Raw genomic sequence first — 24852 nt, forward strand, 5'->3', positions numbered from 1 at the left:
ACCGCCCAAGAAGCAGTCACCATTCGCAGAAAACTAGCCGAGCACAACCCAGCCGCCCACACCCCCGACCTCGCCATGTCCCTCAAAACCTACGCAAACGTCCTGGAACGGAGTGGCAGCAATAAGGAGGCCGCCCGCATCCGGCAGGTGCGAGATGAGGTCCTCAAGCGGATGAAGGAGACGGAGGAGGGCCACGTCTGACAGGCCCGCCACCACCTCACGCAAACACGACGAGGGCCGGTCACCATCAGGTGACCGGCCCTCCCCGGAGCGTTAACTCAGCGCATCACGCCCTGGCTCACTTCTCGACCTTCTGGGCGGAGGCGCCGCCGGCGGGGGCGAAGCCCGCGGCCTCGGCCTCCTCAGCGCTGGCGAACCAAACCTCGGCGACCGTGGCGTCGTACCAGCGCGAGCCGGGAACGTGGTACTTCATGGAGTCCTCGTTGCCCTTGACCAGGTGGTCGTCGTCGGGAGCGTCCGTGGAGCCCTCCTCCAGGCGGACCGCGCCGGCGTACTCGGCCTTGTCAGCCTTGTCGTCCTTCTCGGTCTCGGACTTCTTCGCGGCCTTGTCCTCGTCGGCGACGGCCTTCTGGGCGGCCTTCTTGGCGGTGGCGATCGCGTCGTCCACGACCTCCTTGCGAGCAACCGGCTCCAGCACCAGGGAGATGACCGCCATGGGGGCGTTGTCGCCCTTACGGGGGGTCGTCTTGATGATGCGGGTGTAGCCGCCCTCGCGGCCCTCGAACTGGGGGGCGAGCTCCTCGAAGAGGCGGTAGACGGCGTACTTGTCCGTCACCTTCTTCAGCACGGTGCGGCGGGCGTGCAGGTCACCGCGCTTGCCCTTGGTGATGAGCTTCTCGACATAGGGACGCAGGCGGCGGGCGCGAGCCTCCGTGGTCTTGATCGACTCGTGGACGATGAGCTGCGTGGCCAGGTTGGCGAGCAGGTGACGCTCGTGCTGGGCGCTGCCGCCCAGGCGGGGACCCTTAGTGGGGCGAGGCATGGTTGTCTCCTAGGTGAAAAACGAGCTGGCTCAGGCCTGGTTCTCGTCGCTGAAGGTGGGGTTGGCGTAGTCGTCATCCGAGATGTAGTCGACCGGGGAGCCCTTGAGGGAGAGCCCCAGCTCGGCCAGCTTGTCCTTGATCTCGGAGATGGACTTGGCACCGAAGTTACGGATGTCGAGCAGGTCGGCCTCGCTGCGCGAGACGAGCTCGCCGACGGTGTGGATGCCCTCGCGCTTGAGGGCGTTGGAGGAACGGGCCTGCAGGTCGAGCTCGTCGATCATGAGGGCGAGGTCCTGCTGGAAGGCCTCGTCGATCGGCGAGGGGCCGACCTCGATGCCCTCGGCCTCGACATTGAGCTCACGGGCCAGGCCGAAGAGCTCCACGAGCGTCTTGCCGGCGGAGGCCAGGGCGTCACGCGGGGTGATGGAGGCCTTGGTCTCGACGTCGACGATGAGACGGTCGAAGTCGGTGCGCTGCTCCACACGGGTGGCCTCGACGGAGTAGGAGACCTTCTTGACCGGCGAGTAGATCGAGTCCACCGGGATGCGGGAGATCTCCGCGTTGGGGTCCTTGTTCTGGTTGGCCGAGACGTAGCCGCGGCCGCGCTCGACCGTCAGCTCGATCTCCAGCTTGCCCTTCTCGTTGAGAGTGGCGATGACCAGGTCGGGGTTGTGGATCTCGACGCCGGCCGGCGGGGTGATGTCACCGGCGGTGACCTCGCTCGGACCGGACTTGCGCAGGTACATGACGACCGGCTCGTCGTTCTCCGAGGACAGGACGATCTCCTTGATGTTGAGGATGATCTGGGCGACATCCTCCTTGACCCCGGGGATCGTGCGGAACTCGTGGGGCACCCCGTCGATGCGGACGCTGGTCACGGCCGCCCCCGGGATGGAGGACAGCAGCGTGCGGCGCAGGGAGTTGCCGAGTGTGTAGCCGAAGCCGGGCTCGAGGGGCTCGAGCACGAAGCGCGAGCGGCGGTCCTCGACCACGACCTCCTCGGTGAGCGTGGGTCGCTGTGCAATGAGCACGTGGTTTCCTTTCGTCGCGGCGCCCGCTATATGACGCCGTTCCTCATGGGTGGAGCCGCCGGCCCGCCCGGACCGGTCCTACTCCGTGCCCCGCCGGTCGGGCGGGACGTGGTGAGACGACGACGCAGCACCGGCTGCGCCGTCGTCCCGTGAAGCCTCAGACGCGGCGGCGCTTGGGCGGGCGGCAGCCGTTGAAGGCCTGGGGGGTGACGTCGGTGATCGAGCCGACCTCGAGGCCGGCGGCCTGGAGGGAGCGGATCGCGGTCTCACGGCCAGAGCCGGGACCCTTGACGAAGACGTCAACCTTCTTCATGCCGTGCTCCTGGGCGCGCCGGGCGGCGGCCTCGGCAGCGAGCTGGGCGGCGTAGGGGGTCGACTTGCGCGAGCCCTTGAAGCCGACCTGGCCGGAGGAGCACCAGGCGATGACGGCACCCTGCGGGTCCGTCAGGGAGACGATGGTGTTGTTGAAGGTGGACTTGATGTAGGCGTGACCGTGGGTGACGTTCTTGCGGTCCTTGCGGCGCGTCTTGCGCGCGGCGGCGCGGGTCTTGGGAGGCATTCTTCCTTCTTCGTGATGAGGTCGTCACTGCGCCCTGAGATAGGCGGGCGCGAGCTGCTGCTTACTTGGCCTTCTTCTTACCGGCCACGGTGCGCTTGGGACCCTTGCGGGTGCGCGCGTTGGTCTTGGTGCGCTGACCGTGCACCGGCAGGTGACGGCGGTGGCGCAGGCCCTGGTAGCAGCCGATCTCGATCTTGCGGCGGATGTCCGCCTGAACCTCACGACGCAGGTCACCCTCAACCTGGTAGCTGCCGTCGATGTGGGTGCGGAGCTTGACCAGCTCCTCCTCGGTGAGGTCCTTGACGCGGGTGTCGGGGTTGACGCCCGTCGCCTTCAGGGTCTCGTCCGCGCGGGTACGTCCGATCCCGAAGATGTAGGTGAGTGCGACCTCGACTCGCTTCTCGCGAGGCAGGTCGACACCGGAAATGCGTGCCACGGTGTGGTTCTCCTGTGTGCTCCCGGAGGTCGTCACCCATCTCCCCCACCTCGCTGGGTGGCCCCGGCCTCCGAGAACCGGGGGTTGCGGACCCGCGGTGCGGGTGCGCTGGGATGGGTGCTGGAAAGGGCCGTCCAGGTCTCTGAGCGGCCCGGCGCCGGGGACTCAGCCCTGACGCTGCTTGTGCCGCGGGTTCTCGCAGATGACCATGACGCGGCCGTGGCGACGAATCACCTTGCAGCTGTCACAGATCTTCTTGACGCTCGGCTTGACCTTCATGATGTTCCTCCGCCGGCTCTGAGAGCCGACATGTCACTTGTACCGATAGACGATTCGGCCGCGGGAGAGGTCATAGGGGCTCAGCTCCACGACCACCCGGTCCTCGGGGAGGATGCGGATGTAGTGCTGCCGCATCTTTCCGGAGATGTGCGCGAGCACGACGTGCCCGTTGCTCAGCTCCACCCGGAACATCGCGTTCGGAAGGGCCTCGACGACCGATCCCTCGACCTCGATGACTCCGTCCTTCTTAGCCATGTTCCTCCGTCGGTGCTTTCTCGCTCGAGTTCACCCCGACGACGACGTCGCCGGGCAGCCGCGGTCGCCGTTGCAGAGGCCCCACCACGGGCAGTCCCCTGTTGCCAGGGCCCCGATTGCGTGATGCGGGCATGCGTCATCGACGGACGCGCGTCCAGCGGATAACTTTACGGCAGGCAGCCCGGGCTCCACCATGCCAGATGGCGTCATCACGCGGTGTTTCCTGACACACCGGTGTCATGACGACCGGCCGACGAGCGACACCGGAAGCCGTCCGCCTCCTAGCCCAGCGCCTTGGGCTCGATGCCGTAGGGGGCGAGCCCCTCGGCGCCGCCGTCGGGTGCCGTGAGGACCCACACGCCGCCGGGGACGATGGCCACGGTGTGCTCCCACTGGGCAGCGTGGGAGCCGTCCTGGGTGACAACGGTCCAACCGTCGTCGAGCTCGCGCGTGGCCGGGCTGCCGGCCGTCAGCATGGGCTCGATGGCCAGCACCATGCCGGGACGCAGCCGCGGTCCGCGGCGCTTGACCGAGTAGTTGAGGACATCGGGGGCCATGTGCATGCTCGTACCGATGCCGTGGCCGACGTACTCCTGGAGGATCCCCAGCTCGAGCCCCTCGCGCTCGGCCACGTCCGCGACCACGGCCTCGACGGCGTCGCCGACGGCGTTGAGGCGCAGCTCGCGCCCACTGCCCTCCCCCGCTGCGGCACGAGCCACGGCGGCGATGGCCGCCCACAGGGCCTCCCGGGTGGTGGTGTCCACGAGCCGATCGGTCTCGCTGCGGTACGTCCCACCGACGACGGCGGTGAAGGCGGCGTCGCCGTGCCACTGGGTGCCGTCGTCGTCGAGGATGTAGGCGCCGCAGTCGAAGGTGACCAGGTCGCCGTCGGTCAGGACGCGCTCGCCGGGGATGCCGTGGACGACCTCGTCATTGACGGAGATGCACACGGTGGCCGGGTAGTCGTAGTAGCCCAGGAAGTTCGAGTGGGCACCGGCCGCCTCGATGACGCCGGCCGAGACGGCGTCGAGCTCGGCGGTAGTGATCCCGGCGCGCACCGCCTCGCGCAGGGCGGCGTGGATGTCGGCGACGACGAGCCCGGCCCGACGCATGAGGCGGACCTGCTGCGGGGTCTTGATCTGGATCTGCTCGCGTGAGAGCACGCTGCCTCCTGTGGTCGCGTGGACGGGGTGAGACTGTCGGGGTGTTCCCTCGGGCGTCCCCACAGGCGCTGGGACGGGCCGGAGCATGCGTAGGCGGGCCGTCCGCATGAGCGGACGGCCCGCCGGTGAGGCCTGAGCTCAGGAGCCGGTGATGCCGCGGGCGGCGAGCGCCTCCATGATGCGCCCGGTGACGGCGTCGATCTCGCCCATGCCGTCGACCTGGACCAGCAGGCCGCGCTCGGCGTAGATGCCGGCCAGCGGCGCGGTGGACTCGGCGTAGACCTCGAGGCGACGGCGGATGACGGGCTCGGTGTCGTCGGCGCGTCCCTGCTCACCGGCCCGCTTGAGCAGGCGGGCGACGACGGCCTCGGCGTCGGCGGTGATCTCGACGACGACGTCGAGGGCCAGCCCCGAGCCCTTCAGCATGGAATCGAGCTCACCGACCTGCGCGGTGGTGCGCGGGTAGCCGTCCAGGAGGAAGCCGGCCTTGCAGTCGGCCTGGGCGATACGGTCGGCGACCATGGCGTTGGTGATGGAGTCGGGCACGTACTCGCCCTTGTCCATGTAGGCCTTGGCCTGCGTGCCGAGCTCGGTGGCTCCGGCAACGTTGGCGCGGAAGATGTCACCGGTGGAGATGGCCGGGATGCTGAGGCGTTCGGCGATCCGGGCGGCCTGGGTGCCCTTACCCGCTCCGGGGGGACCGAGGAGAACCATGCGTGCGCTCATGACAAGAACCCTTCGTAGTGGCGCTGCTGCAGCTGGGAGTTGACTTCCTTGACCGTCTGGAGGCCCACACCCACCATAATGAGGATAGTGGTTCCGCCGAAGGGCAGGTGCTGGGACAGTTCCAGCCCGATCACGGCGAGCGTCGGGATGAGGGCGAGAACCACCAGGTAGATGGAGCCCGCCGTCGTGATGCGGTTGATGACGTAGGACAGGTAGCGCACGGTGGGCTCTCCGGCTCGGATGCCCGGGATGAAGCCGCCGTAGCGCTTCATGTTGTCCGCGATCTCCTCAGCGTCGAAGGTGATGGCCGTGTAGAAGAAGGCGAAGAAGAGGATGAGGACGCCGTAGGCCGTCAGGTAGATCGGGTGGGTCTGCTGCAGGTGGGTCATGATCCAGCGCACCCACCCGCTACGTTGGTTGCCGAAGCCGGCGATCAGCTGGGGCATGGCCAGGATCGAGGAGGCGAAGATGACCGGGATGACGCCTGCGGTGTTGATCTTGACCGGGATGTAGGTGGTGGATCCGCCGTATTGGCGGCGCCCGATCATCCGCTTGGCGTACTGCACGGGGATGCGTCGCTGGGCCTGCTCGATGTACACCACCGCGAGGGTGGCCACGAGGACCACGCCGATGACGATGAGGAACTTGGACGCGCCGTTGTTGCCGCCGGCGATGGAGAACATGTTGGAGGGGAACTGGGCCACGATGGAGGTGAAGATCAGCAGCGACATGCCGTTGCCGATGCCGCGCTCGGTGATGAGCTCACCCAGCCACATGATGAGGCCGGTACCGGCGGTCATGGTGACGATCATGAGCAGCATGGTGATGACCGAGCCGCCGGGGATGATCTCAGCGGTGCAGCCGGGGAAGAGCTGGCCGCTGTTGGCGGTGGCCACGATGGTGCTGGACTGGAGCAGCCCCAGGCCGATGGTCAGGTAGCGGGTGTACTCGGTGAGCTTGGCGGTGCCGGCCTGTCCCTCCTTGTGGAGCTCCTCGAAGCGGGGGATGACCACGCGCAGGAGCTGGATGATGATGGAGGCGGTGATGTAGGGCATGATCCCCAGCGCGAAGACGCTCAGCTGGAGCAGTGCGCCGCCGGAGAAGACGTTGACGAGGCTGAGCAGGCTCTGGTCCTGGGTCTGACCGATGCAGGTCTTGACGTTGGCCAGGTTGACACCGGGGGCCGGCACGATCGACCCGAGCCGGAACAGGGCCATGATGCCGAGGGTGAAGAGCAGCTTCGCCCTGAGGTCTGGCGTTCGGAACGCCTGGGTGAACGCGCTGAGCACTCGATCTCCTGTGGACTCGGGGTTGGGTCAGGCCCTGCGGGCAGCAAGGCTGAGCGCAGGGGAGCTGCGCCCACCCCAGACTACCCCGCCGAGGTCTCGACCTGGGCGCTGAGACAGCCTTGCAACGCCGCCGAGATGCGGGTTTTGTCACGTCTCCTCCCGGCGATGCACCCTCGGGTGATTCAGCGCACCTCACCGCAGGCGAGCGTCGTTCATCCGGTTCCTCGACATCGGAGCACGAGAAACCCCGGTGGTCCAGGGATACCTGGACCACCGGGGTCAGTGATCTCGCGACTCGTGACGGCCGTGCTCTCAGAGGGCTACTCCCCCGTCGGGCGCAACCTCACGGCGTTCAGCGCGTGGCGATGGTGCCGCCGGCGGCCTCGATCTTCTCCTTGGCGGAGCCGGACCAGGCGTCGACCGTGAGCGTCAGGGCCACGGTGACGTCGCCGCCGCCGAGGACCTTGACGAGCTGGTTCTTGCGAACCGCACCCTTGGCGACGAGATCCTCCACGGTCACCGTGCCGCCCTCGGGGAACAGCTCGGCGATGCGGCCGACGTTCACGGGCTGGTACTCGACCCGGTTGGGGTTGCGGAAGCCGCGCAGCTTGGGAAGACGCATGTGCAGCGGCATCTGACCACCTTCGAAACCAGGACGGACCTGGTAACGCGCCTTGGTGCCCTTGGTACCGCGACCGGCGGTCTTACCCTTGGACGCCTCACCACGACCCACACGGGTCTTGGCCTTCTTGGCGCCGGGGGCGGGACGCAGGTGGTGCAGCTTGACGACGCGCACCTTCTCCTCCTGCGTGTTCTCGGTGTCAGCCATCTCAGACCTCCTCAACGGTGACCAGGTGGTGCACCGTGGCAATCAGGCCGCGCACGCTGGGGGTGTCCTCGCGCACGACGGACTGGCGGATCTTGCGCAGACCCAGGGTCTTGAGGGACTCGCGCTGGCGGTGGGTGCCCCCGATGCCAGAGCGAATCTGAGTGACCTTGAGCTGCTTGGTCATCTGCTTCGATGCGGACTCAGCCATCACGCACCCACTCCTTCAGCGGCCTTCTCGGCCTCCTGCTTCTCGGCCTGGGCGCGCTTGTCGGCCTCTCCCTCGGCACGGGCCCGCAGCATGGACTGCGGGGCGACGTCCTCCAGGGGCAGGCCGCGGCGGGCCGCGACGGCCTCGGGCTGCTCAAGCTGCTTGAGGGCGTCCACCGTGGCGTGCACGATGTTGATCGCGTTGGAGGAGCCCAGCGACTTGGACAGGATGTCGTGGACACCGGCGCAGTCCAGCACGGCGCGCACCGGACCACCGGCGATAACACCGGTACCGGGAGACGCCGGGCGCAGGAGGACGACTCCGGCGGAGTCCTCGCCCTGGACCAGGTGCGGGATGGTGCGGCGGATCATCGGGACGTGGAAGAAGTTCTTCTTCGCGATCTCGACGGCCTTGGCAATGGCGGCGGGAACTTCCTTCGCCTTGCCGTAGCCCACGCCGACGGTGCCCTCACCGTCACCGACGACCACGAGGGCCGTGAAGGTGAAGCGGCGGCCGCCCTTGACGACCTTGGACACGCGGTTGATGGTGACGACGCGCTCGATGTACTTGTCGTCGTTGCCGCGACCACGGTCGCGGCGGTCGTTGTTGCGGTCGCGGCGGCCGCGGCCCTCGCCCCGGCGCTCGTCGTTCTCGCGCTGGGCCGAGCCGTCGGACGACGCGGACCTGTCTCGCTGCGGTGCAGCCATCAGATGTTCCTCTGCTTTCTCGTCGTCTTAGTGCTCACAGCTTCAGGCCGCCCTCGCGGGCACCCTCGGCGACGGCCGCGACACGGCCGTGGTACTTGTTGCCGCCGCGGTCGAACACGACTGCCTCAATGCCCAGCGCCTTGGCGCGCTCGGCGATCAGCTCGCCGACCTTGCGAGCGGCGCCCACCTTGTGGCCCTCGACGCCCTTGGCGGCCTCCTCCAGGGTGGAGGCGGCGCACAGGGTGTGGCCGATGGTGTCGTCCACGACCTGAGCCACCATGTGGCGGTTGGACCGGGTGACCACCAGGCGGGGGCGCTCGGGCGTACCGGAGATGTGCTTGCGCACGCGCTGGTGGCGGATCTTGCGGGCGATGGCGCGGGGGTTGCCCTTGCCCCTCTTGATCGAGTAAGCCATGGTCACTTACCAGCCTTTCCGACCTTGCGGCGCACGTTCTCGCCGGCGTAGCGCACACCCTTGCCCTTGTAGGGCTCCGGCGGGCGGATCTTGCGGATGTTCGCCGCGACCTCGCCGACCTGCTCCTTGGAGATACCGGAGACGGTGATCTTCAGGTTGCCGTCGACCGTGAAGGTGATGCCCTCGGGGGGCTCAACGGTCACGGTGTGGGAGAAGCCGAGGGAGAGCTCGATGCCCTGGCCCTTGGCGGCGACGCGGTAACCGGTGCCGACGATCTCGAGCTGCTTGGAGTAGCCCTCAGTGACGCCGATCACCATGTTGTTGATGAGGGTGCGCGACAGTCCGTGCAGCGAGCGCGAGCGGCGCTCGTCGTCGGGACGCGTGACCAGGATGGAGCCGTCCTCCTGTCGGGTGACGCTCAGGGGCTCGCTGATCGTGCGGGACAGGGTGCCCTTGGGCCCCTTGACCGTCACGTCCTGGCCGTCGATGGTGACGTCCACTCCGGCAGGAACCGGAACGGGGAGCCGTCCAATACGAGACATGGTTTTCCTCCGTTCCTTCTCTTACCAGACGTAGGCGAGGACTTCGCCGCCCACGCCACGCGACTCGGCCTGCTTGTCGGTCAGGAGGCCGGAGGAGGTGGACAGGATCGCCACTCCCAGGCCGCCGAGGACCTTGGGCAGGTTGGTGGACTTAGCGTAGACGCGCAGGCCGGGCTTGGAGATCCGGCGCAGGCCCTGGATGGCCCGCTGACGGTTGGCTCCGTACTTGAGGCTCAGCGTGAGCGTCTTGCCGACCTCGGCGTCCGTGACCTCGTAGCCGGCGATGTAGCCCTCGGACTTGAGCATCTCAGCGATGTTCACCTTGAGCTTGCTCGACGGCATCGACACGGTGTCGTGGTAGGCGCTGTTTGCGTTGCGCAGACGGGTCAGCATGTCTGCGATGGGGTCTGTCATTGTCATGAGTGGGCCTTGGCCCTTCCTCGTCGTGGTTTCCTTACCGGACCTGCGACGTAAGTTCTTACCAGCTGGACTTGCTCACGCCCGGGAGCTCGCCGCGAAGGGCCATCTCACGCAGGCAGATACGGCACAGGCCGAACTTGCGGTACACCGAGTGCGGACGGCCGCAGCGCTGGCAGCGCGTGTAGGCACGGACACCGAACTTGGGCTTGCGGTTCGCCTTCTCAATCAGAGCGGTCTTCGCCATGTCACTTCTCCTTGAAGGGGAAGCCGAGCTGCTTGAGCAGCGAGCGGGCCTCCTCGTCGGTCTTGGCCGTGGTCACCACGGTGATGTCCATGCCGCGGACGCGGTCGATCTGGTCCTGGTCGATCTCGTGGAAGACGGCCTGCTCGGTCAGACCGAAGGTGTAGTTGCCGTTTCCGTCGAACTGCTTGGGACTCAGACCGCGGAAGTCGCGGATACGAGGCAGGGAGATCGACACCAGACGGTCCAGGAACTCCCACATGCGGTCGCCGCGCAGCGTGGAGTGCGCGCCGATCGGCATGCCCTCACGCAGCTTGAACTGCGCGATGGACTTGCGGGCCCGGGTGACCTGGGGCTTCTGACCCGTGATGGCGGCGAGGTCGCGCACGGCGCCCTCGATCATCTTGGAGTCGTGGGCGGCCTCGCCCACACCCATGTTGACGACGACCTTGACGACGCGCCCAACCTCCATCACGTTGCTGTGCTGGAACTCCTTGAGCAGAGCGGGGCGCACCTCCTCGGTGTACTTCGCCTTGAGACGGGGGGTGGTCTTCTCAGCCATGGTCACAGGTCCTCCCCGCTCTTCTTGGCGTAGCGCACGCGGACGGTGCGCTTGCGGCCATCGGGACGCACGCCCTCCTCGACACGGAAGCCCACGCGGGTGCGCTTCTTGGTCTTGGGGTCGACGAGCATGACGTTGGAGGCGTGGATGGGCGCCTCCACGGTCTCGATGCCGCCGGTGCGGGCGCCCTGCTGGGACTGCCCCACCTTGGTGTGCTTGGTAACGCGCTGGACGCCCTCGACGATGACACGGTCAGTGCCCTTGAGGACCTCCAGAACGCGGCCGGTCTTGCCCTTGTCCTTACCGGCGATGACGATGACCTGGTCGCCCTTCTTGATGCGTGCCATGTTCAGATCACCTCCGGGGCGAGCGAGACGATACGCATGAACTTCTTCTCGCGAAGCTCACGGCCGACGGGGCCGAAGATACGCGTACCGCGCGGCTCCCCGTCGTTCTTGAGGATGACGGCGGCGTTCTCGTCGAAGCGGATGTATGAGCCGTCGGGACGACGACGCTCCTTGCGGGCACGCACGACGACGGCCTTGACGACCTCGCCCTTCTTCACGTTGCCGCCGGGAATGGCGTCCTTGACGGTGGCGACGATCGTGTCGCCGATACCCGCATAGCGCCGACCCGATCCACCGAGAACACGGATGCAAAGGATCTCCTTGGCACCGGTGTTGTCGGCGACCTTCAGTCGCGACTCCTGCTGGATCATTGAGTGTTCTCCTGTCGTCGAGCCGGTTCTCAGGAAGCTCCTGAGCCTGGCCGAACGTTCTTCTGGTCTTGCACACGTCTCCCCCGGCCGCAGGCCGCACGAGGCCGACCCAGGGATAGGGGATGTCCGCGGTACGCTGTCCCCGACAGACACAGGTGCAGGCTGCACGAGGTCTCTGTCGGTCGCACCGAGGGCGCGCGCAACTCCATTAGCCTAGTCCAGCCGCCGCATCAAGCGGTACCTGAGACCGTCACCCCGCCCTGTGCCTTTGCTCACCGGCTTTTCCCGGCTTTCTGGCACTGACGCCGAGGCGGTCCTGCCGGTGACTTCCCCGTCCAGCGGGGACTGCGCTTTCCTGCAGACGACTGGGGTACGACCACCATCGTTTGAGGGAGAAGTACGTTCTGGCTGGAGGACGCAGTTCTCAATCCGCCTGACCGACAGCCTTGCGCCGCGGCCGGGACCGGACAGGGCGGGCATGCTCCGGTTCGGTTCCCGCGGTGAGCGGCCGACGGCGTCGTCACCGCCTGGGTCAGCGGCATGAGGCGACCGCCTGTCATGGAGGGCTACCCACCCCTGACGCAGCCCACTACTGCACGAGGGTGGGAGCGCACTGGCCAAGGGCTGCGCATACTGCACGAACCCCCGCACCTCGGAAAGTACACCCGCACCTCCCCCAGTAGCCCCCAGCCCTCGTGCAGTACACGCCAGACCACACTGGGGCGTTCACGTCCCCAGTCGCCGTCGTACATGGGCCCCGTGGTCAACAACGCCGACGCCGCAGCCTCCCGGGTGGGATGCTGCGGCGTCGGGGGCCGTCTCGACGTCGTCGAGGGCGGCGGTCAACCGAGGGTCACTTGGCGCGCTCGAGGATCTCCAGGAGGCGGAAGTGCTTGGTGGCGCTCAGCGGGCGGGTCTCCATGATGGAGACGAGATCGCCGATGCCGGCCTCGTTGTGCTCGTCGTGGACCTTGACCTTCTTGGAGCGACGGAGGACCTTGCCGTACAGAGAGTGCTTGTAGCGCTCCTCGACGAGGACGACAACCGTCTTGTCCATCTTGTCGGAGACGACGTAGCCGCGACGCACCTTGCGCTGAGGGCGCTCGGTGGACTGCTCGACGTTCTCGGTGCTGGTCTGCTCGCTCACTTGGACTCCTCCGTGCTCGGGGCGGTGCGAATACCGAGCTCACGCTCGCGCACGATCGTGTAGATACGGGCGATGTCGCGACGCACAGCCTTGAGACGTCCGTGGTCCTCGAGCTGGCCGGTCGCCGAGGCGAACCGGAGGTTGAACAGCTCTGCCTTGGCCTTGGAGAGCTCCTCGGCGAGGCGCTCGTTGTCCATGCCGTCGAGGTCGGTGGGGGTCAGGCCCTTGGAACCGATTGCCATCAGACGTCACCACCCTCACGAGTCACGAAACGGGTCTTCATCGGAAGCTTGTGCTGTGCGCGGCGCATGGCCTCGCGGGCGAGGGCCTCGTCGACACCGCCGAGCTCGAACAGGATGCGTCCGGGCTTGACGTTGGCGATCCACCACTCGGGTGCACCCTTACCGGAACCCATACGGGTCTCGGCGGGCTTCTTGGTCAGGGGGCGGTCCGGGAAGATGTTGATCCACACCTTGCCGCCACGCTTGATGTGGCGGGTCATGGCGATACGGGCCGCCTCGATCTGGCGGTTGGTGATGTAGGCGGGCTCGAGAGCCTGGATGCCGTACTCACCGAAGGCGATCTGGTTGCCGCCCTTGGAAAGGCCCGTGCGGTGCGGGCGGTGCTGCTTGCGGAACTTGGTCCGGCGGGGGATGAGCACGGCTCAGGCCTCCGTTCCCTGGTCTGCGGCAGCGGTCTCGGCGGCCGGCGTCTGCTCGGCGGCCTGCTGCTGCTCGGTGTTCTGACGCGAACCGCGCTCGCCGCGGTCGCCACGACGGCCGCCGCGGCGCTCGCCCCGGCCGCGGCCACGGGAGCCGGACTCGGCCTGCTGGCGGGCGAACTCGCGCTCGGTGATGTCACCCTTGTAGATCCACACCTTGACGCCGAGGCGACCGAAGGTGGTCTTGGCCTCGTAGAAGCCGTAGTCGATGTTCGCACGCAAGGTGTGCAGCGGCACGCGCCCCTCACGGTAGAACTCGCTGCGGCTCATCTCGGCGCCGCCCAGGCGGCCGGAGCACTGCACCCGGATGCCCTTGGCACCGGCGCGCATCGCGGACTGCATGCCCTTGCGCATCGCGCGGCGGAAGGACACGCGGGAGGCGAGCTGCTCGGCGATGCCCTGGGCGACCAGCTGGGCGTCCAGGTCAGGGCTCTTGACCTCGAGGATGTTGAGCTGGACCTGCTTTCCGGTCAGCTTCTCGAGCTGACCACGCAGGCGCTCGGCCTCGGCGCCGCGGCGACCGATGACGATGCCGGGACGGGCGGTGTGCAGGTCGACGCGCACGCGGTCACGGGTGCGCTCGATGTCGACCTTGGAGATACCGGCCCGCTCCATGCCGTCCTCCATGAGGCGGCGGATCTTGACATCCTCCTCCACGAAGTCACGGTAACGCTGACCGGGCTTGGTGGAGTCGGCGAACCAGCGCGAGCGGTGGTCCGTGGTGATGCCCAGGCGGAACCCGGTCGGGTTGACCTTCTGCCCCATTACCGGGCTCCTTCCTTCGTTGTGGCGTCGGATTTGTCTCCGACGATGACGGTGATGTGGCTGGTGCGCTTCAGGATCCTGCTGGCCCGACCCTGTGCCCGGGGACGGAACCGCTTGAGGGTGGGACCCTCGTCGGCGAACGCCTCGATGATGAACAGGTCGTTCTCGTCGAAACGCTCACCGTCACGCTCAGCCTTGAACCGGGCGTTGGCAATTGCGGACTCGAGGACCTTGCGCACCGGCACCGCAGCGGCCTGCGGGGCGAATCGGAGCACGTTGACGGCCTCGACGGCGCGCTTGCCGCGGACGACGTCCACGACCCGGCGCGCCTTCATCGGCGTGCAGCGCACGTACTTGGCCTGCGCCTTGGCTTCCATGTTCTCTGCCTCTCAAACTTTCCGACGTCCGTCAGCGACGCGACTTGCGGTCGTCCTTGACGTGCCCGCGGAAGGTGCGGGTCGGAGCGAACTCACCGAGCTTGTGGCCCACCATGGACTCGGTAACGAAGACCGGCACGTGCTTGCGACCGTCGTGGACGGCGAAGGTGTGCCCCAGGAAGTCCGGCGTGATGACCGAACGGCGGGACCAGGTCTTAATGACGTTCTTGGTGCCCTTCTCGTTCTGAGCGTCCACCTTCTTGAGGAGGTGGTCGTCGACGAAGGGACCCTTCTTCAGACTACGCGGCATGATTCAGGCTCCTATCAGCGCTTCTTGCCGGTCCGACGACGACGCACGATGAGGCGGTCGCTGGACTTGTTGGGACGGCGGGTGCGGCCCTCGGGCTTGCCCCACGGTGAGACGGGGTGACGACCACCGGAGGTCTTGCCCTCACCACCACCGTGCGGGTGGTCCACCGGGTTCATGACGACACCGCGGACGGTCGGGCGCACGCCCTTCCAGCGCATACGGCCGGCCTTACCCCAGTTGATGTTGGACTGCTCGGCGTTGCCGACCTCGCCGATGGTGGCGCGGCAGGCGGCCTCCACGTTGCGGATCTCCCCGGAGGGCATGCGCAGCTGCGCGTACTTACCCTCCTTGGCGACCAGCTGGACGGAGGTGCCGGCGCTGCGGGCGATCTTGGCTCCGCCACCGGGACGCAGCTCGACCGCGTGGACGACCGTACCGGTGGGGATGTGACGCAGCTGCAGGTTGTTGCCGGGCTTGATGTCCGCGCCCGGACCGGCCTCGACGACGTCGCCCTGACGGAGCTTGTTCGGGGCGATGATGTAGCGCTTCTCGCCGTCGACGTAGTGCAGCAGGGCGATGCGCGCGGTGCGGTTGGGGTCGTACTCGATGTGAGCGACCTTGGCGGGCACGCCGTCCTTGTCATGGCGACGGAAGTCGATGAGACGGTAGGCGCGCTTGTGGCCACCACCCTTGTGGCGAGTGGTGATACGGCCGGAGGAGTTGCGTCCACCGGACTTGCTCAGCGGGCGCACCAGCGACTTCTCGGGCGTGCTGCGCGTGATCTCCACGAAGTCGGCCACGGAGGAGCCGCGACGACCCGGGGTCGTGGGCTTGTACTTACGGATTCCCATATCGGTCCTTTACCTTCCGTGGCGCACTAGGCCACATCACCGAAGATGTCGATGGTCCCCTCGCGCAGGGTGACGATCGCACGGCGGGTGTCCTTGGACTTGCCGATCCCGGTACGGGTGCGGTGCGTCTTGCCCTTGCGGTTGATGGTGTTCACCGAGGAGACCTTGACGTCGAAGATGGCCTCGACGGCCTGCTTGATCTCGGTCTTGTTGGATCCCGGCGCCACGATGAACGTGTACTGGCCACGGTCCATGCAGGCGTAGGACTTCTCGGAGACCACCGGCGCGATGATGACGTCGCGGGGGTTCTTGGACTTCTCGAGGCTCACTTGGACTCCTCCTCACCCTTGCCCAGGAACGCGTCCAGGCCAGAGGCCGTGAAGACGACGTCGTCGGACTTGAGGACGTCGTAGGTGTTGAGCTGGTCGGCCCACAGGACGTGCGCCTCGGGGGCGTTGCGCAGGCTGAGCCTGGACAGGTCGTCCTGACGGTCCACGATCACCAGGGCCTTGCGGTCGGTGAGGTTACGCAGCGCGACCAGGGCGTTCTTGGTGGAGGGCACCGCGGTGGTGACGAACTCGGTGATGACGTGGACGCGGCCGTTGCGGGCGCGGTCGGACAGGGCGCTGCGCAGGGCGGCGGCCTTCATCTTCTTGGGGGTCCGCTGGGTGTAGTCGCGCGGCTGAGGGCCGTGCACGGTGCCACCGCCGACGAACTGCGGGGCGCGGGTCGAGCCCTGGCGGGCGCGGCCGGTGCCCTTCTGACGGTAGGGCTTGCGGCCACCGCCGCGGACGTCGCCGCGGGTCTTGGTGGCGTGGGTGCCCTGGCGGGCCGCGGCCAGCTGGCCGACGACCACCTGGTGCATGAGCGGAATGTTGAGGGGGGCGTCGAAGACCTCGGCGGGCAGCTCGACGCTGCCGGTCTTCTTGCCCGCGGAGTCGACAACGTCGACGGTGAGTGCCTCAGTCATGGTCTCAGGCTCCCTTCACGGCGGTGCGGACGACGACGACCGAGCCCTTGGGGCCGGGGATCGCGCCGTTGACGAGCAGAACGCCCTTGTCAACGTCGACGCCGCGGATCTTGAGGTTCTGGACGGTGCGGCGCGCGTGCCCCATGCGGCCGGCCATACGCAGGCCCTTGAAGATGCGGCCGGGGGTGGCGCAGGCACCGATGGAGCCGGGCTTGCGGTGGTTGCGGTGGGCACCGTGAGAGGCGCCCACACCGGCGAAGCCGTGGCGCTTCATGACACCGGCGAACCCCTTACCCTTGGAGGTCCCGGTGACGTCGACCAGCTGGCCGACCTCGAAGGTGTCGGCGGCCAGCTCCTGACCGGGGGTGAACTCCGAGGCCAGGGAGGTGCGCACCTCGGCCACGTGGCGACGGGGCTCGACCCCGGCCTTGGCGAAGTGGCCGGCGAGCGGCTTGGTGACCTTACGGGTGTCGATGTCGCCGAAGGCGAGCTGAACGGCCTCGTAGCCATCGGTCTCGATGGTGCGGACCTGGGTCACGACGTTGGTGTCGACCCGGACGACGGTCACGGGGCGCAGGACCCCGTTCTCGTCCCAGATCTGCGTCATGCCGAGCTTGGTGCCGAGCAGCGCCTTGGCAGGCGCGGCGGCAGCCGGCGTGTTAAGCGTTGTCATGGCAGTCCTCAGAGCTTGATCTCGATGTTGACGTCAGCGGGCAGGTCGAGACGCATGAGCGAGTCGACGGCCTTGGGCGTCGGGTCGACGATGTCGATCAGCCGCTTGTGCGTGCGCATCTCGAAGTGCTCGCGGCTGTCCTTGTACTTGTGCGGCGACCGGATCACGCAGAACACGTTCTTCTCGGTCGGCAGCGGCACCGGACCCACGACCGTCGCGCCAGCGCGGGTCACGACGTCGACGATCTTGCGCGCCGAGGAATCGATGACCTCGTGGTCGTAGGACTTGAGCCGGATGCGGATCTTCTGTCCCGCCATGGCGCCTAACCTCTCTTGTACTTGCTTCTGGCCGGTCCACGCGCTCGGGCGTGTCGTTTAAAGGCGCACGCCGCTCCCATGATGGAAGGCGGTGAACCGGTCTGGACACACGGAAACCCGTTCAGGAGGAACGGGTCCGTCAGAAATGGATCCCGGGTGACCCCCGGGGCGGCACAGCCGTGAGCATGCGTGAGCGTGCCCTTGGCCGGCCGGATTACGTTATCAGGGCTCGCACGGGCAGCGGAACCCGAGACAGGACCTAGAGGCTGTGAGTCCGCCCACTGGCACCCGCGCTCGGGCGTGTCGCGCCCACCACCGGGATCTCCGTCGTGTCGATGAGCTCCTGATCATCTGATCGGCCAGACGGCTCCGACAGTGACGCGATCTCCTCCAGAAGCGCCAGGTTCTCCTCCTCGGAGAGCTCCTGCGGGACCGGCAGGTCGGTGAACCAGCGTCGGGGCTCCACGCCGGCATCGTCGTCCATCCAGATCCGCATCTGCTCCTCCCAGGTCTGGGGGCGAGGCTCCTGCTGCTCGTCCCGTTTGCGGACCAGGGCTCGTTCCTTGCGCTCCTTGGCCCGGGCGGCCGCGTAGCCCGAGCGCCACAGGTACAGCCCGACGGCGATGAGGCCGCCCGCCAGCGCGATGATCCACCAGGGGAAGTGCGGGATGTCAGGGCGCTTACCCGCCGCCGCGACATCCTTGGCCGGGGTCGGGTAGATGCGCTCACCGGTCAGCAGGATGCGGTGGGTGTTGATGCCCAACGGTGTGCAGGTCACCAGAGTGAGAAGGTCCTTGCCCTCCTCGACGCGCAGCGCCTCGGTCTCCTCGGGCTCCACGACCTTGGTGCTGGTGACCCGATAGGTGAGGACCTCTCCGAAGACCTCGACGATGAGACTGTCACCGTTCTTCACCTTGTCCAAGTGGGTGAACATGGTGGCCTCAGCCAGTCCGCGGTGCCCGGTGATGACCGATCGGGTCCCCTTTCCGCCGACTGGCAAAGAGGTGCCCTCCAGGTGCCCCAGACCCTTGAGCAGAGTGTCCTCGGCCGTTCCGTGGTAGACGGGCAGATCCAGGGAGATGGAGGGGATCTTGAGACGGGCCATGAGGCCCTCGTTATTGGCCTTGAGAATCGAGCTGTAGTTCAGGGAGCTGTCCTTGCTGGAGCCGGCGCCGGTGGGGACGTGGTTGTTGGCCTCAAGGACCGCGCTGGCGGAGAGCGCCTCGTTGTAGGCGTGGGCCTGGGCGATCTGGGTCTTGGCATCGGGTCGGGCGCTGTCGACCTGAGCCGAGTAGTCGGCGGTCACCTTCGACTGGTTGTACTGGGCCACCCAGGAGGCCGCCGTCGGATAGGTCAGCAGCCCCATGCCCACGACCGCCATGATGGAGGTGACCAGGGCTGAGATCGACAGGCGCCAGGCACGGGGGCGGCGGTGCTTCTGGGTGATCGAAGCGCGGGTGCGCGGAGTCCGGGCGGTGCGGGGTTTGCGTGCGGTGCGGAAGATCATGGGGCCTCGTGCGCTTCCAGGGTCGGGTGTCCGGGGTGGAGATAGTGCGGGGTTGCACATGAAGGTGCAGGCGCTCGACGGATCGAGGCCCGTCGAGTGCCTGCACCGTTTCCGCTCAGGCCACAACCTGACAATCGAGACAGGTTCCGAACACGGTCAAGACGTGGTTGAGGGGAGACTTGAGCGGTCGTGACTGCCTGCTGAGGCCCGTCAGCCTCAGCAGGCAGCGATTCGTCATCAGGCGGCGAGGTCCGCGTTCCGCTTGCGCTCGCGGTAGCGGGCCACGAGGACGGAGCCGACGGCGATCATCAGCAGAGCCGCGCCGGAGGCGGTCAGGATGAGCATGCCGTTGGCACCGGTCAGGGGCAGGCCCGGAACCGACTGCTTGACGTTGTCGATCACGACCTGCTGCGTCACACCGGCCCCAGGCTCCACGGTGATGGCCCGACTGGCGTCTGCGGGAAGCACGTAGCCGGCAGGAGCCTTGGTCTCCACCAGCACGTAGCAACGGTGGGGCGCGTCCACCCGGTTGTCACGACCGGTGTCCTGGACGGAGTCGGAGACGAACAGGGCCTTGAAGTTGATCGTGCCGCCCTCACCGGTGGTGAAGGTGCTCTCACCGTTGATGGTGAGGGGCTGCCCATCGGCCTCCGGGGAGCATGTGTCCGCGTAGGCGTCCTTGGCCTTGTAGATCTGGAACTCAGCACCCTTGAGGCCGTCCTTGTCACCGGACCGGTCGTTGCCGTCGACCTTCTTGATCGTCAGGTCGCCCCACTTCGAGGTCACCTGTTCGGTCGTCGGAGGGTTGTCGGGGTTGGCGGGAGGCGTCTCAGGTGCCGGGGGCTGCTCGGCGTAGGTCGTGTCGGAGATGAGCTGGGCGGTGTTGTTGATGCTGCCGTCGCCGACTTCGGAGACGACTCCCTCGAAGACCGCCTGAAGCTTCTGACCCGGATTGCCCTTGAGCTTGCTCAGACCATTCTGGTTGAAGGTCACGGTCACGGTCTGCCCGTCGGTGCCCAGGGTGTAGTCGGTGCCCTCATCCAGCCGCGTCCCCCCGAGAGTGACGTCTGTAGCCGTCACCTGCTTCAGACGATTGTCCAGGGTGTCCTTGAACTGGTAGTACTTGTAGTAGGAATTGTCATCCAGCTTCGGCAGCGTCGAGGAGACCGGGAAGCGGACTTTGGATCCGACGATGTAGCCGTTGTTCCTCTGGTCCTCGATGGTCTTGGCGACTTCGATCTTCTCGTTCTTGGGGTAGACGTGGACGTCGTAGAGCCACGTTCCATCCGCCTTCGCGGCAGTGTTCGGGTGAGGAATCGTGACCACGAAGGGCTTGGCCTTCTGGACGATGTTGCCAGGAGTCTTGGTCTCGCACACGAGATAGGCCTTGACCGGCAGGCTCTCGATCTTGGCCTCTCCGTCGCGATCAGTGTCGCCCGAGACCCTGCTCGAGCGGAAGGTGTAGTTGGGGAGCGTCGGCTGCCCAGGGTTGGCGCAGGCGTTGTCGGGAATCGCTCCGGTATTGGTCAGGGCGTTGACCTTGGCCCATCCCTCTGAGGTCTTCAGGTCGATCCCATTGATCTCGTAGGCCGTGAACTGCACTCCGGAGACCGGTGCACCCTTGCCATCGTCGTTGGAAGCGGTGCCGTCAGGAGCACCGATGGGGTTGCCGTCTCCGTTGAGGTGCTTGTGGATGGTGAGGGAGCCTAACGCCTCGGTGTTGATGTCTCCGTGGTTGGCGTTCTCGGCCTGAGCCATGGGGGCCAGACCAAGCACGGCCAGGGTGAGGACACCGGCTGCGGCTGCAGCCCGACGCCCCAGCGTGCTGGTGTTGTACTTCATGGGTTGGGATTTCCTTTCACTGTGCGCCGCCGGGGAGGGCAGACGCATGGCAGGGTTAAATCGGGAGCGTGTTCTCCAGCGAACGTCCTCGTCTCGTCCGACGGCGTTAACGGAATAACGTTGCAACCGCCCGTTCACAAACGTTGACACCCACACCTGGGTAACGCCGATAAACTAGCCCACACAACCAAAAGAAACAGCGACGGTAATAGATCTGAAATCGTTTGTTACTGCATTGCGACGCCTTTTATTACGGCACCATCACACCCACGTAATATTGATGTCGCTATTACTACTATTCGTGCCATCGGTAGGGCATCAGCCATCAGGTTCAGGGCACAAAAGACCTCCCCGGTCGGAGCAACTGCTCTGACCGGGGAGGTCTGGTGCTACGCGGAGGCGCGGAGCGTCAGTGGGTCACTTGATGACCTTGGTGACGCGGCCGGAGCCGACGGTGCGGCCACCCTCACGGATGGCGAAGCCGAGGCCCTCCTCCATGGCGATGGGCTGGATGAGCTGGACGCTCATCTCGGTGGTGTCACCGGGCATGACCATCTCGGTGCCCTCGGGCAGGGTGATGACACCGGTGACGTCCGTGGTCCGGAAGTAGAACTGCGGACGGTAGTTCGAGTAGAAGGGGTTGTGGCGGCCGCCCTCGTCCTTGGTGAGGATGTAGACGTGGCCCTCGAACTCGGTGTGCGGGGTGATGGAGCCGGGCTTGCAGATGACCTGACCGCGCTCGACGTCCTCGCGACGGGTGCCGCGCAGGAGCAGACCGCAGTTCTCGCCGGCCCAGGCCTCGTCCATCTGCTTGTGGAACATCTCGATACCGGTGACCGTGGTCTTCTGGGCCTCGCGGATACCGAGGATCTCGACCTCGGAGTTGATCGGGAGCTTGCCGCGCTCCACACGACCGGTGACGACGGTGCCGCGACCGGTGATGGTGAAGACGTCCTCGATGGGCATGAGGAAGGGCTTGTCCATGTCACGCTCGGGAGTGGGGATGAAGTCATCCACCGCGTCCATGAGCTCCTTGATCTTGCCGGCCCACTCGGCGTCGCCCTCGAGGGCCTTGAGAGCGGAGACGCGGATGACGGGAGCCTCGTCGCCGTCGTAGTCCTGGGAGGACAGCAGCTCGCGCACCTCCATCTCAACCAGGTCGAGGAGCTCCTCGTCGTCCACCATGTCGGACTTGTTGAGGGCCACGAGGAGGGCGGGGACGCCCACCTGGCGGGCGAGCAGGACGTGCTCGCGGGTCTGGGCCATCGGGCCGTCGGTGGCGGCGACCACGAGGATCGCGCCATCCATCTGGGCGGCACCGGTGATCATGTTCTTGATGTAGTCGGCGTGACCGGGGGCGTCGACGTGCGCGTAGTGGCGCTTGTCGGTCTCGTACTCGACGTGCGCGATGTTGATGGTGATACCGCGCTGACGCTCCTCGGGAGCCTTGTCGATCTCGTCGAAGGGGGTGAAGGGGTTCAGCTCGGGGTACTCGTCGTGCAGAACCTTGGAGATCGCAGCGGTCAGCGTCGTCTTGCCGTGGTCGACGTGACCGATCGTTCCGATGTTGACGTGCGGCTTGGTCCGCTCGAACTTGGCCTTGGCCACTGGTGTCCTCCTGGGACTCGGGTAGTTCTCTTCGTCGGGATTCGACTAGCACACATGGTAGCCGTCCGGGCGTCGAGAGTCTCTACTGGTGGATGTTGGAAATCTTACTGAAGTGGGTCCCGACCGCCCCGGTGGGACGATCGGGCCGGGGGCCCGCTGCGAGTGCGCGCAGCCGGAGCGGGCCCCGGTGAGTGGGCGTCAGGCGCCCCTGACCTTGGCGATGATCTCGTCGGCGACGTTCTTGGGAACCTCGGCGTAGGAGTCGAAGGTCATGGAGTAGACGGCACGTCCCTGCGTCTTGGAGCGCAGGTCACCGACGTAGCCGAACATCTCCGACAGAGGGACGTTGGCGCGGATGACCTTGACGCCGACGGCGTCCTCCATCGAGGCGATCATGCCGCGACGGGAGTTGAGGTCACCGATGACGTCGCCCATGTACTCCTCGGGAGTACGGACCTCGACGGCCATGACGGGCTCGAGGAGGACCGGCGAGGCCTTCTTGGCACCCTCCTTGAACGCCATGGAGCCGGCGATCTTGAAGGCCATCTCGGAGGAGTCGACCTCGTGGTAGGCGCCGTCGATGAGGGTGGCCTTGATGTCCACCATCGGGTAGCCGGCCAGGACACCGGTGAGCATGGCGTCCTGCACCCCGGCGTCCACGCTGGGGATGTACTCGCGGGGCACGCGGCCACCGGTGACGGCGTTGGCGAACTCGTAGTGCGCCTTCTCGCCGTCGGCGGTCTCGGCGGCCTCGTCGGCCACGAGGGGCTCGAAGCTCATCTGCACCTTGGCGAACTGGCCGGAACCACCCGTCTGCTTCTTGTGGGTGTACTCGACCTTGTCCACCTTCTTGCGGATGGTCTCACGGTAGGCGACCTGCGGAGCGCCCACGTTGGCCTCGACCTTGAACTCGCGGCGCATGCGGTCCACGAACACGTCCAGGTGGAGCTCGCCCATACCGCCGATGACGGTCTGGCCGGTCTCCTCGTCGAGGGAGACGGTGAAGGTGGGGTCCTCCTCGGAGAGCTTCTGGATGGCCACGCTCAGCTTCTCCTGGTCGCCCTTGGTCTTGGGCTCGATGGCCACGTGGATGACCGGGTCCGGGAAGGTCATGGACTCCAGGATGATCGGGGAGTCCTGGGCGCACAGGGTGTCACCGGTGGTGACGTCCTTGAGGCCGATGAGGGCGTAGATGTGGCCGGCGTGGGCCTCCTCCACCGGGTTCTCCTTGTTGGAGTGCATCTGGAAGAGCTTCCCGATGCGCTCCTTCTTGCCCTTGGTGGCGTTGAGGACCATGTCGCCCTGAGAGACCTTGCCGGAGTAGACGCGCACGTAGACGAGCTTGCCGTAGAAGGGGTGGGTGGCCACCTTGGAGGCCAGGGCGGCGAAGGGGGCCTTCTCATCGGCCGGACGGGTGAGCACCTCCTCCTCATCGCCGACGGCGTGGCCCTCGACGTCGGGGACGTCGAGCGGGGAGGGCAGGTAGTCCAGGACGGCGTCGAGCACGGGCTGGATGCCCTTGTTCTTGAAGGCGGACCCGGCCAGGACCGGGAAGGCCTCACCGGCCACGGTGAGCTTGCGGATACCGGCCTTGAGCTCGGCGACGCTGAGCTCCTCGCCCTCGAGGTACTTCTCCATGAGGGTGTCGTCGGCCTCGGCGACCGTCTCGACCAGCTGGCCGCGCAGCTCCTCGGCCTTGGCGACGAGCTCGGAGGGGATCTCCTCGTACTCGACGATGGAGCCGCGGGTGTCCTTGCCGTCGGCATCCTTCTCGGGGAAGCGGATGGCCCGCATCTCCAGGACGTCGACGAGGCCGGAGAACTCGTTCTCGGCGCCGATCGGGAAGTTGAGGACGATCGGGGTGGCGTGGAGGCGGTCGCGGATGGTCTGGACGGAGAAGTCGAAGTCGGCGCCCAGCTTGTCCATCTTGTTGATGTAGCAGATGCGCGGGACGTTGTACTTGTCCGCCTGGCGCCACACCGTCTCGGACTGCGGCTCCACGCCCTCCTTGCCGTCGAAGACCGCGACGGCGCCGTCGAGCACGCGCAGGGAGCGCTCGACCTCGACCGTGAAGTCCACGTGGCCGGGGGTGTCGATGATGTTGATCTGGTTGTTCTTCCAGAAGCAGGTGGTGGCCGCGGAGGTGATGGTGATACCGCGCTCCTGCTCCTGCTCCATCCAGTCCATCGTCGAGGCGCCGTCGTGCGTCTCGCCGATCTTGTAGTTGATGCCCGTGTAGAACAGGATGCGCTCTGTCACGGTGGTCTTACCGGCATCGATGTGGGCCATGATGCCGATGTTGCGGACCTTGGTGAGGTCTGTCAGCACGTCAAGTGCCACTGGTGGTGTCCTTCGTTCGTGTGGGGTACGGAGCTGCTTC

At 66.7% G+C, this 24852-nt stretch carries 34 protein-coding genes and 1 pseudogene; 1 reads left to right on the plus strand and 34 read right to left on the minus strand.

What is annotated here, in order from left to right; translation table 11 throughout:
- Positions 1-201 (plus strand): annotated as a pseudogene (locus BKH33_RS08505) (hypothetical protein); the annotation flags it as partial.
- Between the two features lie 97 nt (positions 202-298).
- On the opposite strand, the gene rplQ reads toward BKH33_RS08505, so the two are convergent.
- The 34 genes from rplQ to fusA all read right to left on the minus strand — a co-directional run bounded on the left by rplQ (position 299) and on the right by fusA (position 24812).
- On the minus strand, positions 299-1003 hold the full coding sequence (gene rplQ, locus BKH33_RS08510; protein WP_003781867.1) for a 50S ribosomal protein L17, sunset domain variant: 705 nt from the start codon (positions 1001-1003) through the stop codon (positions 299-301).
- Positions 1004-1033: 30 nt separating this feature from the next.
- A complete protein-coding gene (locus BKH33_RS08515; protein WP_003781877.1) occupies positions 1034-2035 on the minus strand; it encodes a DNA-directed RNA polymerase subunit alpha in 1002 nt (333 codons plus the stop codon).
- 157 nt (positions 2036-2192) lie between these two features.
- Complete coding sequence (rpsK, locus tag BKH33_RS08520; protein ID WP_003781888.1) at positions 2193-2594, minus strand: 30S ribosomal protein S11; 402 nt, start codon at positions 2592-2594, stop codon at positions 2193-2195.
- A 61-nt stretch (positions 2595-2655) separates the two neighbouring features.
- Entirely contained in the window at positions 2656-3030 is a 375-nt protein-coding gene (gene rpsM, locus BKH33_RS08525; RefSeq protein WP_043539058.1) for a 30S ribosomal protein S13, read from the minus strand.
- A 165-nt stretch (positions 3031-3195) separates the two neighbouring features.
- Entirely contained in the window at positions 3196-3309 is a 114-nt protein-coding gene (gene rpmJ / locus BKH33_RS08530; protein ID WP_003781903.1) for a 50S ribosomal protein L36, read from the minus strand.
- Between the two features lie 33 nt (positions 3310-3342).
- Positions 3343-3564: a translation initiation factor IF-1 gene (gene infA / locus BKH33_RS08535; protein WP_003781847.1), complete on the minus strand. Its 222-nt coding sequence runs from the start codon at positions 3562-3564 to the stop codon at positions 3343-3345.
- A gap of 281 nt (positions 3565-3845) precedes the next feature.
- Positions 3846-4727, minus strand: a complete 882-nt coding sequence (map, locus tag BKH33_RS08540) for a type I methionyl aminopeptidase (RefSeq protein WP_003781900.1) — start codon at positions 4725-4727, stop codon at positions 3846-3848.
- A gap of 138 nt (positions 4728-4865) precedes the next feature.
- A complete protein-coding gene (locus BKH33_RS08545; RefSeq protein WP_171971914.1) occupies positions 4866-5453 on the minus strand; it encodes an adenylate kinase in 588 nt (195 codons plus the stop codon).
- Positions 5450-6742 (minus strand): preprotein translocase subunit SecY, encoded by a 1293-nt coding sequence (gene secY / locus BKH33_RS08550; RefSeq protein ID WP_003781874.1) that lies wholly within the window; start codon positions 6740-6742, stop codon positions 5450-5452. Before secY ends, BKH33_RS08545 begins: the two co-directional genes overlap by 4 nt.
- A 352-nt stretch (positions 6743-7094) precedes the next feature.
- On the minus strand, positions 7095-7571 hold the full coding sequence (gene rplO / locus BKH33_RS08555) for a 50S ribosomal protein L15 (protein ID WP_003781827.1): 477 nt from the start codon (positions 7569-7571) through the stop codon (positions 7095-7097).
- Position 7572: 1 nt separating this feature from the next.
- Positions 7573-7779, minus strand: a complete 207-nt coding sequence (rpmD, locus tag BKH33_RS08560; protein WP_009403599.1) for a 50S ribosomal protein L30 — start codon at positions 7777-7779, stop codon at positions 7573-7575.
- Positions 7779-8486 carry a 30S ribosomal protein S5 gene (gene rpsE / locus BKH33_RS08565; protein ID WP_003781868.1) on the minus strand — a complete coding sequence of 236 codons (708 nt, stop codon included), beginning with the start codon at positions 8484-8486 and terminating at the stop codon, positions 7779-7781. The genes rpmD and rpsE overlap by 1 nt, the downstream gene beginning before the upstream one ends.
- Before the next feature lie 34 nt (positions 8487-8520).
- Entirely contained in the window at positions 8521-8901 is a 381-nt protein-coding gene (gene rplR, locus BKH33_RS08570) for a 50S ribosomal protein L18 (protein ID WP_043539061.1), read from the minus strand.
- A gap of 2 nt (positions 8902-8903) precedes the next feature.
- A complete protein-coding gene (gene rplF / locus BKH33_RS08575; RefSeq protein ID WP_003781878.1) occupies positions 8904-9443 on the minus strand; it encodes a 50S ribosomal protein L6 in 540 nt (179 codons plus the stop codon).
- A 21-nt stretch (positions 9444-9464) separates the two neighbouring features.
- The gene (gene rpsH / locus BKH33_RS08580) at positions 9465-9863 is read right to left on the minus strand and encodes a 30S ribosomal protein S8 (protein WP_003781870.1); all 399 of its coding nucleotides are present in this window, start codon (positions 9861-9863) and stop codon (positions 9465-9467) included.
- A 58-nt stretch (positions 9864-9921) separates the two neighbouring features.
- Entirely contained in the window at positions 9922-10107 is a 186-nt protein-coding gene (locus BKH33_RS08585) for a type Z 30S ribosomal protein S14 (RefSeq protein WP_003781856.1), read from the minus strand.
- Position 10108: 1 nt separating this feature from the next.
- The gene (rplE, locus tag BKH33_RS08590) at positions 10109-10666 is read right to left on the minus strand and encodes a 50S ribosomal protein L5 (RefSeq protein WP_003781879.1); all 558 of its coding nucleotides are present in this window, start codon (positions 10664-10666) and stop codon (positions 10109-10111) included.
- Between the two features lie 2 nt (positions 10667-10668).
- Positions 10669-11013 carry a 50S ribosomal protein L24 gene (gene rplX, locus BKH33_RS08595; protein ID WP_003781892.1) on the minus strand — a complete coding sequence of 115 codons (345 nt, stop codon included), beginning with the start codon at positions 11011-11013 and terminating at the stop codon, positions 10669-10671.
- A gap of 2 nt (positions 11014-11015) precedes the next feature.
- Positions 11016-11384 (minus strand): 50S ribosomal protein L14, encoded by a 369-nt coding sequence (gene rplN, locus BKH33_RS08600; RefSeq protein WP_003781898.1) that lies wholly within the window; start codon positions 11382-11384, stop codon positions 11016-11018.
- 853 nt (positions 11385-12237) lie between these two features.
- Complete coding sequence (gene rpsQ / locus BKH33_RS08605; protein WP_003781865.1) at positions 12238-12531, minus strand: 30S ribosomal protein S17; 294 nt, start codon at positions 12529-12531, stop codon at positions 12238-12240.
- Entirely contained in the window at positions 12528-12773 is a 246-nt protein-coding gene (gene rpmC / locus BKH33_RS08610; RefSeq protein WP_003781894.1) for a 50S ribosomal protein L29, read from the minus strand. The genes rpsQ and rpmC overlap by 4 nt, the downstream gene beginning before the upstream one ends.
- On the minus strand, positions 12773-13192 hold the full coding sequence (gene rplP / locus BKH33_RS08615) for a 50S ribosomal protein L16 (RefSeq protein ID WP_003781881.1): 420 nt from the start codon (positions 13190-13192) through the stop codon (positions 12773-12775). Before rplP ends, rpmC begins: the two co-directional genes overlap by 1 nt.
- Before the next feature lie 3 nt (positions 13193-13195).
- A complete protein-coding gene (gene rpsC / locus BKH33_RS08620) occupies positions 13196-14017 on the minus strand; it encodes a 30S ribosomal protein S3 (protein WP_003789299.1) in 822 nt (273 codons plus the stop codon).
- Complete coding sequence (gene rplV, locus BKH33_RS08625) at positions 14017-14394, minus strand: 50S ribosomal protein L22 (RefSeq protein ID WP_003786067.1); 378 nt, start codon at positions 14392-14394, stop codon at positions 14017-14019. The genes rpsC and rplV overlap by 1 nt, the downstream gene beginning before the upstream one ends.
- A gap of 31 nt (positions 14395-14425) precedes the next feature.
- Positions 14426-14704, minus strand: a complete 279-nt coding sequence (gene rpsS, locus BKH33_RS08630) for a 30S ribosomal protein S19 (RefSeq protein ID WP_003786073.1) — start codon at positions 14702-14704, stop codon at positions 14426-14428.
- A gap of 14 nt (positions 14705-14718) precedes the next feature.
- The gene (rplB, locus tag BKH33_RS08635) at positions 14719-15555 is read right to left on the minus strand and encodes a 50S ribosomal protein L2 (protein WP_003786084.1); all 837 of its coding nucleotides are present in this window, start codon (positions 15553-15555) and stop codon (positions 14719-14721) included.
- 26 nt (positions 15556-15581) lie between these two features.
- The gene (gene rplW / locus BKH33_RS08640) at positions 15582-15884 is read right to left on the minus strand and encodes a 50S ribosomal protein L23 (protein WP_003786064.1); all 303 of its coding nucleotides are present in this window, start codon (positions 15882-15884) and stop codon (positions 15582-15584) included.
- Positions 15881-16525 carry a 50S ribosomal protein L4 gene (gene rplD, locus BKH33_RS08645; protein WP_003786068.1) on the minus strand — a complete coding sequence of 215 codons (645 nt, stop codon included), beginning with the start codon at positions 16523-16525 and terminating at the stop codon, positions 15881-15883. Before rplD ends, rplW begins: the two co-directional genes overlap by 4 nt.
- A 4-nt stretch (positions 16526-16529) precedes the next feature.
- Positions 16530-17198, minus strand: a complete 669-nt coding sequence (gene rplC / locus BKH33_RS08650; protein WP_003786075.1) for a 50S ribosomal protein L3 — start codon at positions 17196-17198, stop codon at positions 16530-16532.
- Between the two features lie 8 nt (positions 17199-17206).
- Positions 17207-17515, minus strand: coding sequence for a 30S ribosomal protein S10 (gene rpsJ / locus BKH33_RS08655; protein WP_003786051.1), 309 nt, complete (start codon positions 17513-17515; stop codon positions 17207-17209).
- A 259-nt stretch (positions 17516-17774) separates the two neighbouring features.
- Positions 17775-19022 (minus strand): class C sortase, encoded by a 1248-nt coding sequence (locus BKH33_RS08660; RefSeq protein ID WP_003786046.1) that lies wholly within the window; start codon positions 19020-19022, stop codon positions 17775-17777.
- 237 nt (positions 19023-19259) lie between these two features.
- Positions 19260-20864 carry a SpaH/EbpB family LPXTG-anchored major pilin gene (locus BKH33_RS08665; protein WP_003786077.1) on the minus strand — a complete coding sequence of 535 codons (1605 nt, stop codon included), beginning with the start codon at positions 20862-20864 and terminating at the stop codon, positions 19260-19262.
- A gap of 417 nt (positions 20865-21281) precedes the next feature.
- A complete protein-coding gene (gene tuf, locus BKH33_RS08670; protein WP_076067072.1) occupies positions 21282-22472 on the minus strand; it encodes an elongation factor Tu in 1191 nt (396 codons plus the stop codon).
- A gap of 198 nt (positions 22473-22670) precedes the next feature.
- Entirely contained in the window at positions 22671-24812 is a 2142-nt protein-coding gene (fusA, locus tag BKH33_RS08675) for an elongation factor G (RefSeq protein ID WP_003786048.1), read from the minus strand.
- Positions 24813-24852 lie beyond the last annotated feature (40 nt).

This window comes from Actinomyces naeslundii, from assembly GCF_001956585.1.
Classification (GTDB): domain Bacteria; phylum Actinomycetota; class Actinomycetes; order Actinomycetales; family Actinomycetaceae; genus Actinomyces; species Actinomyces naeslundii.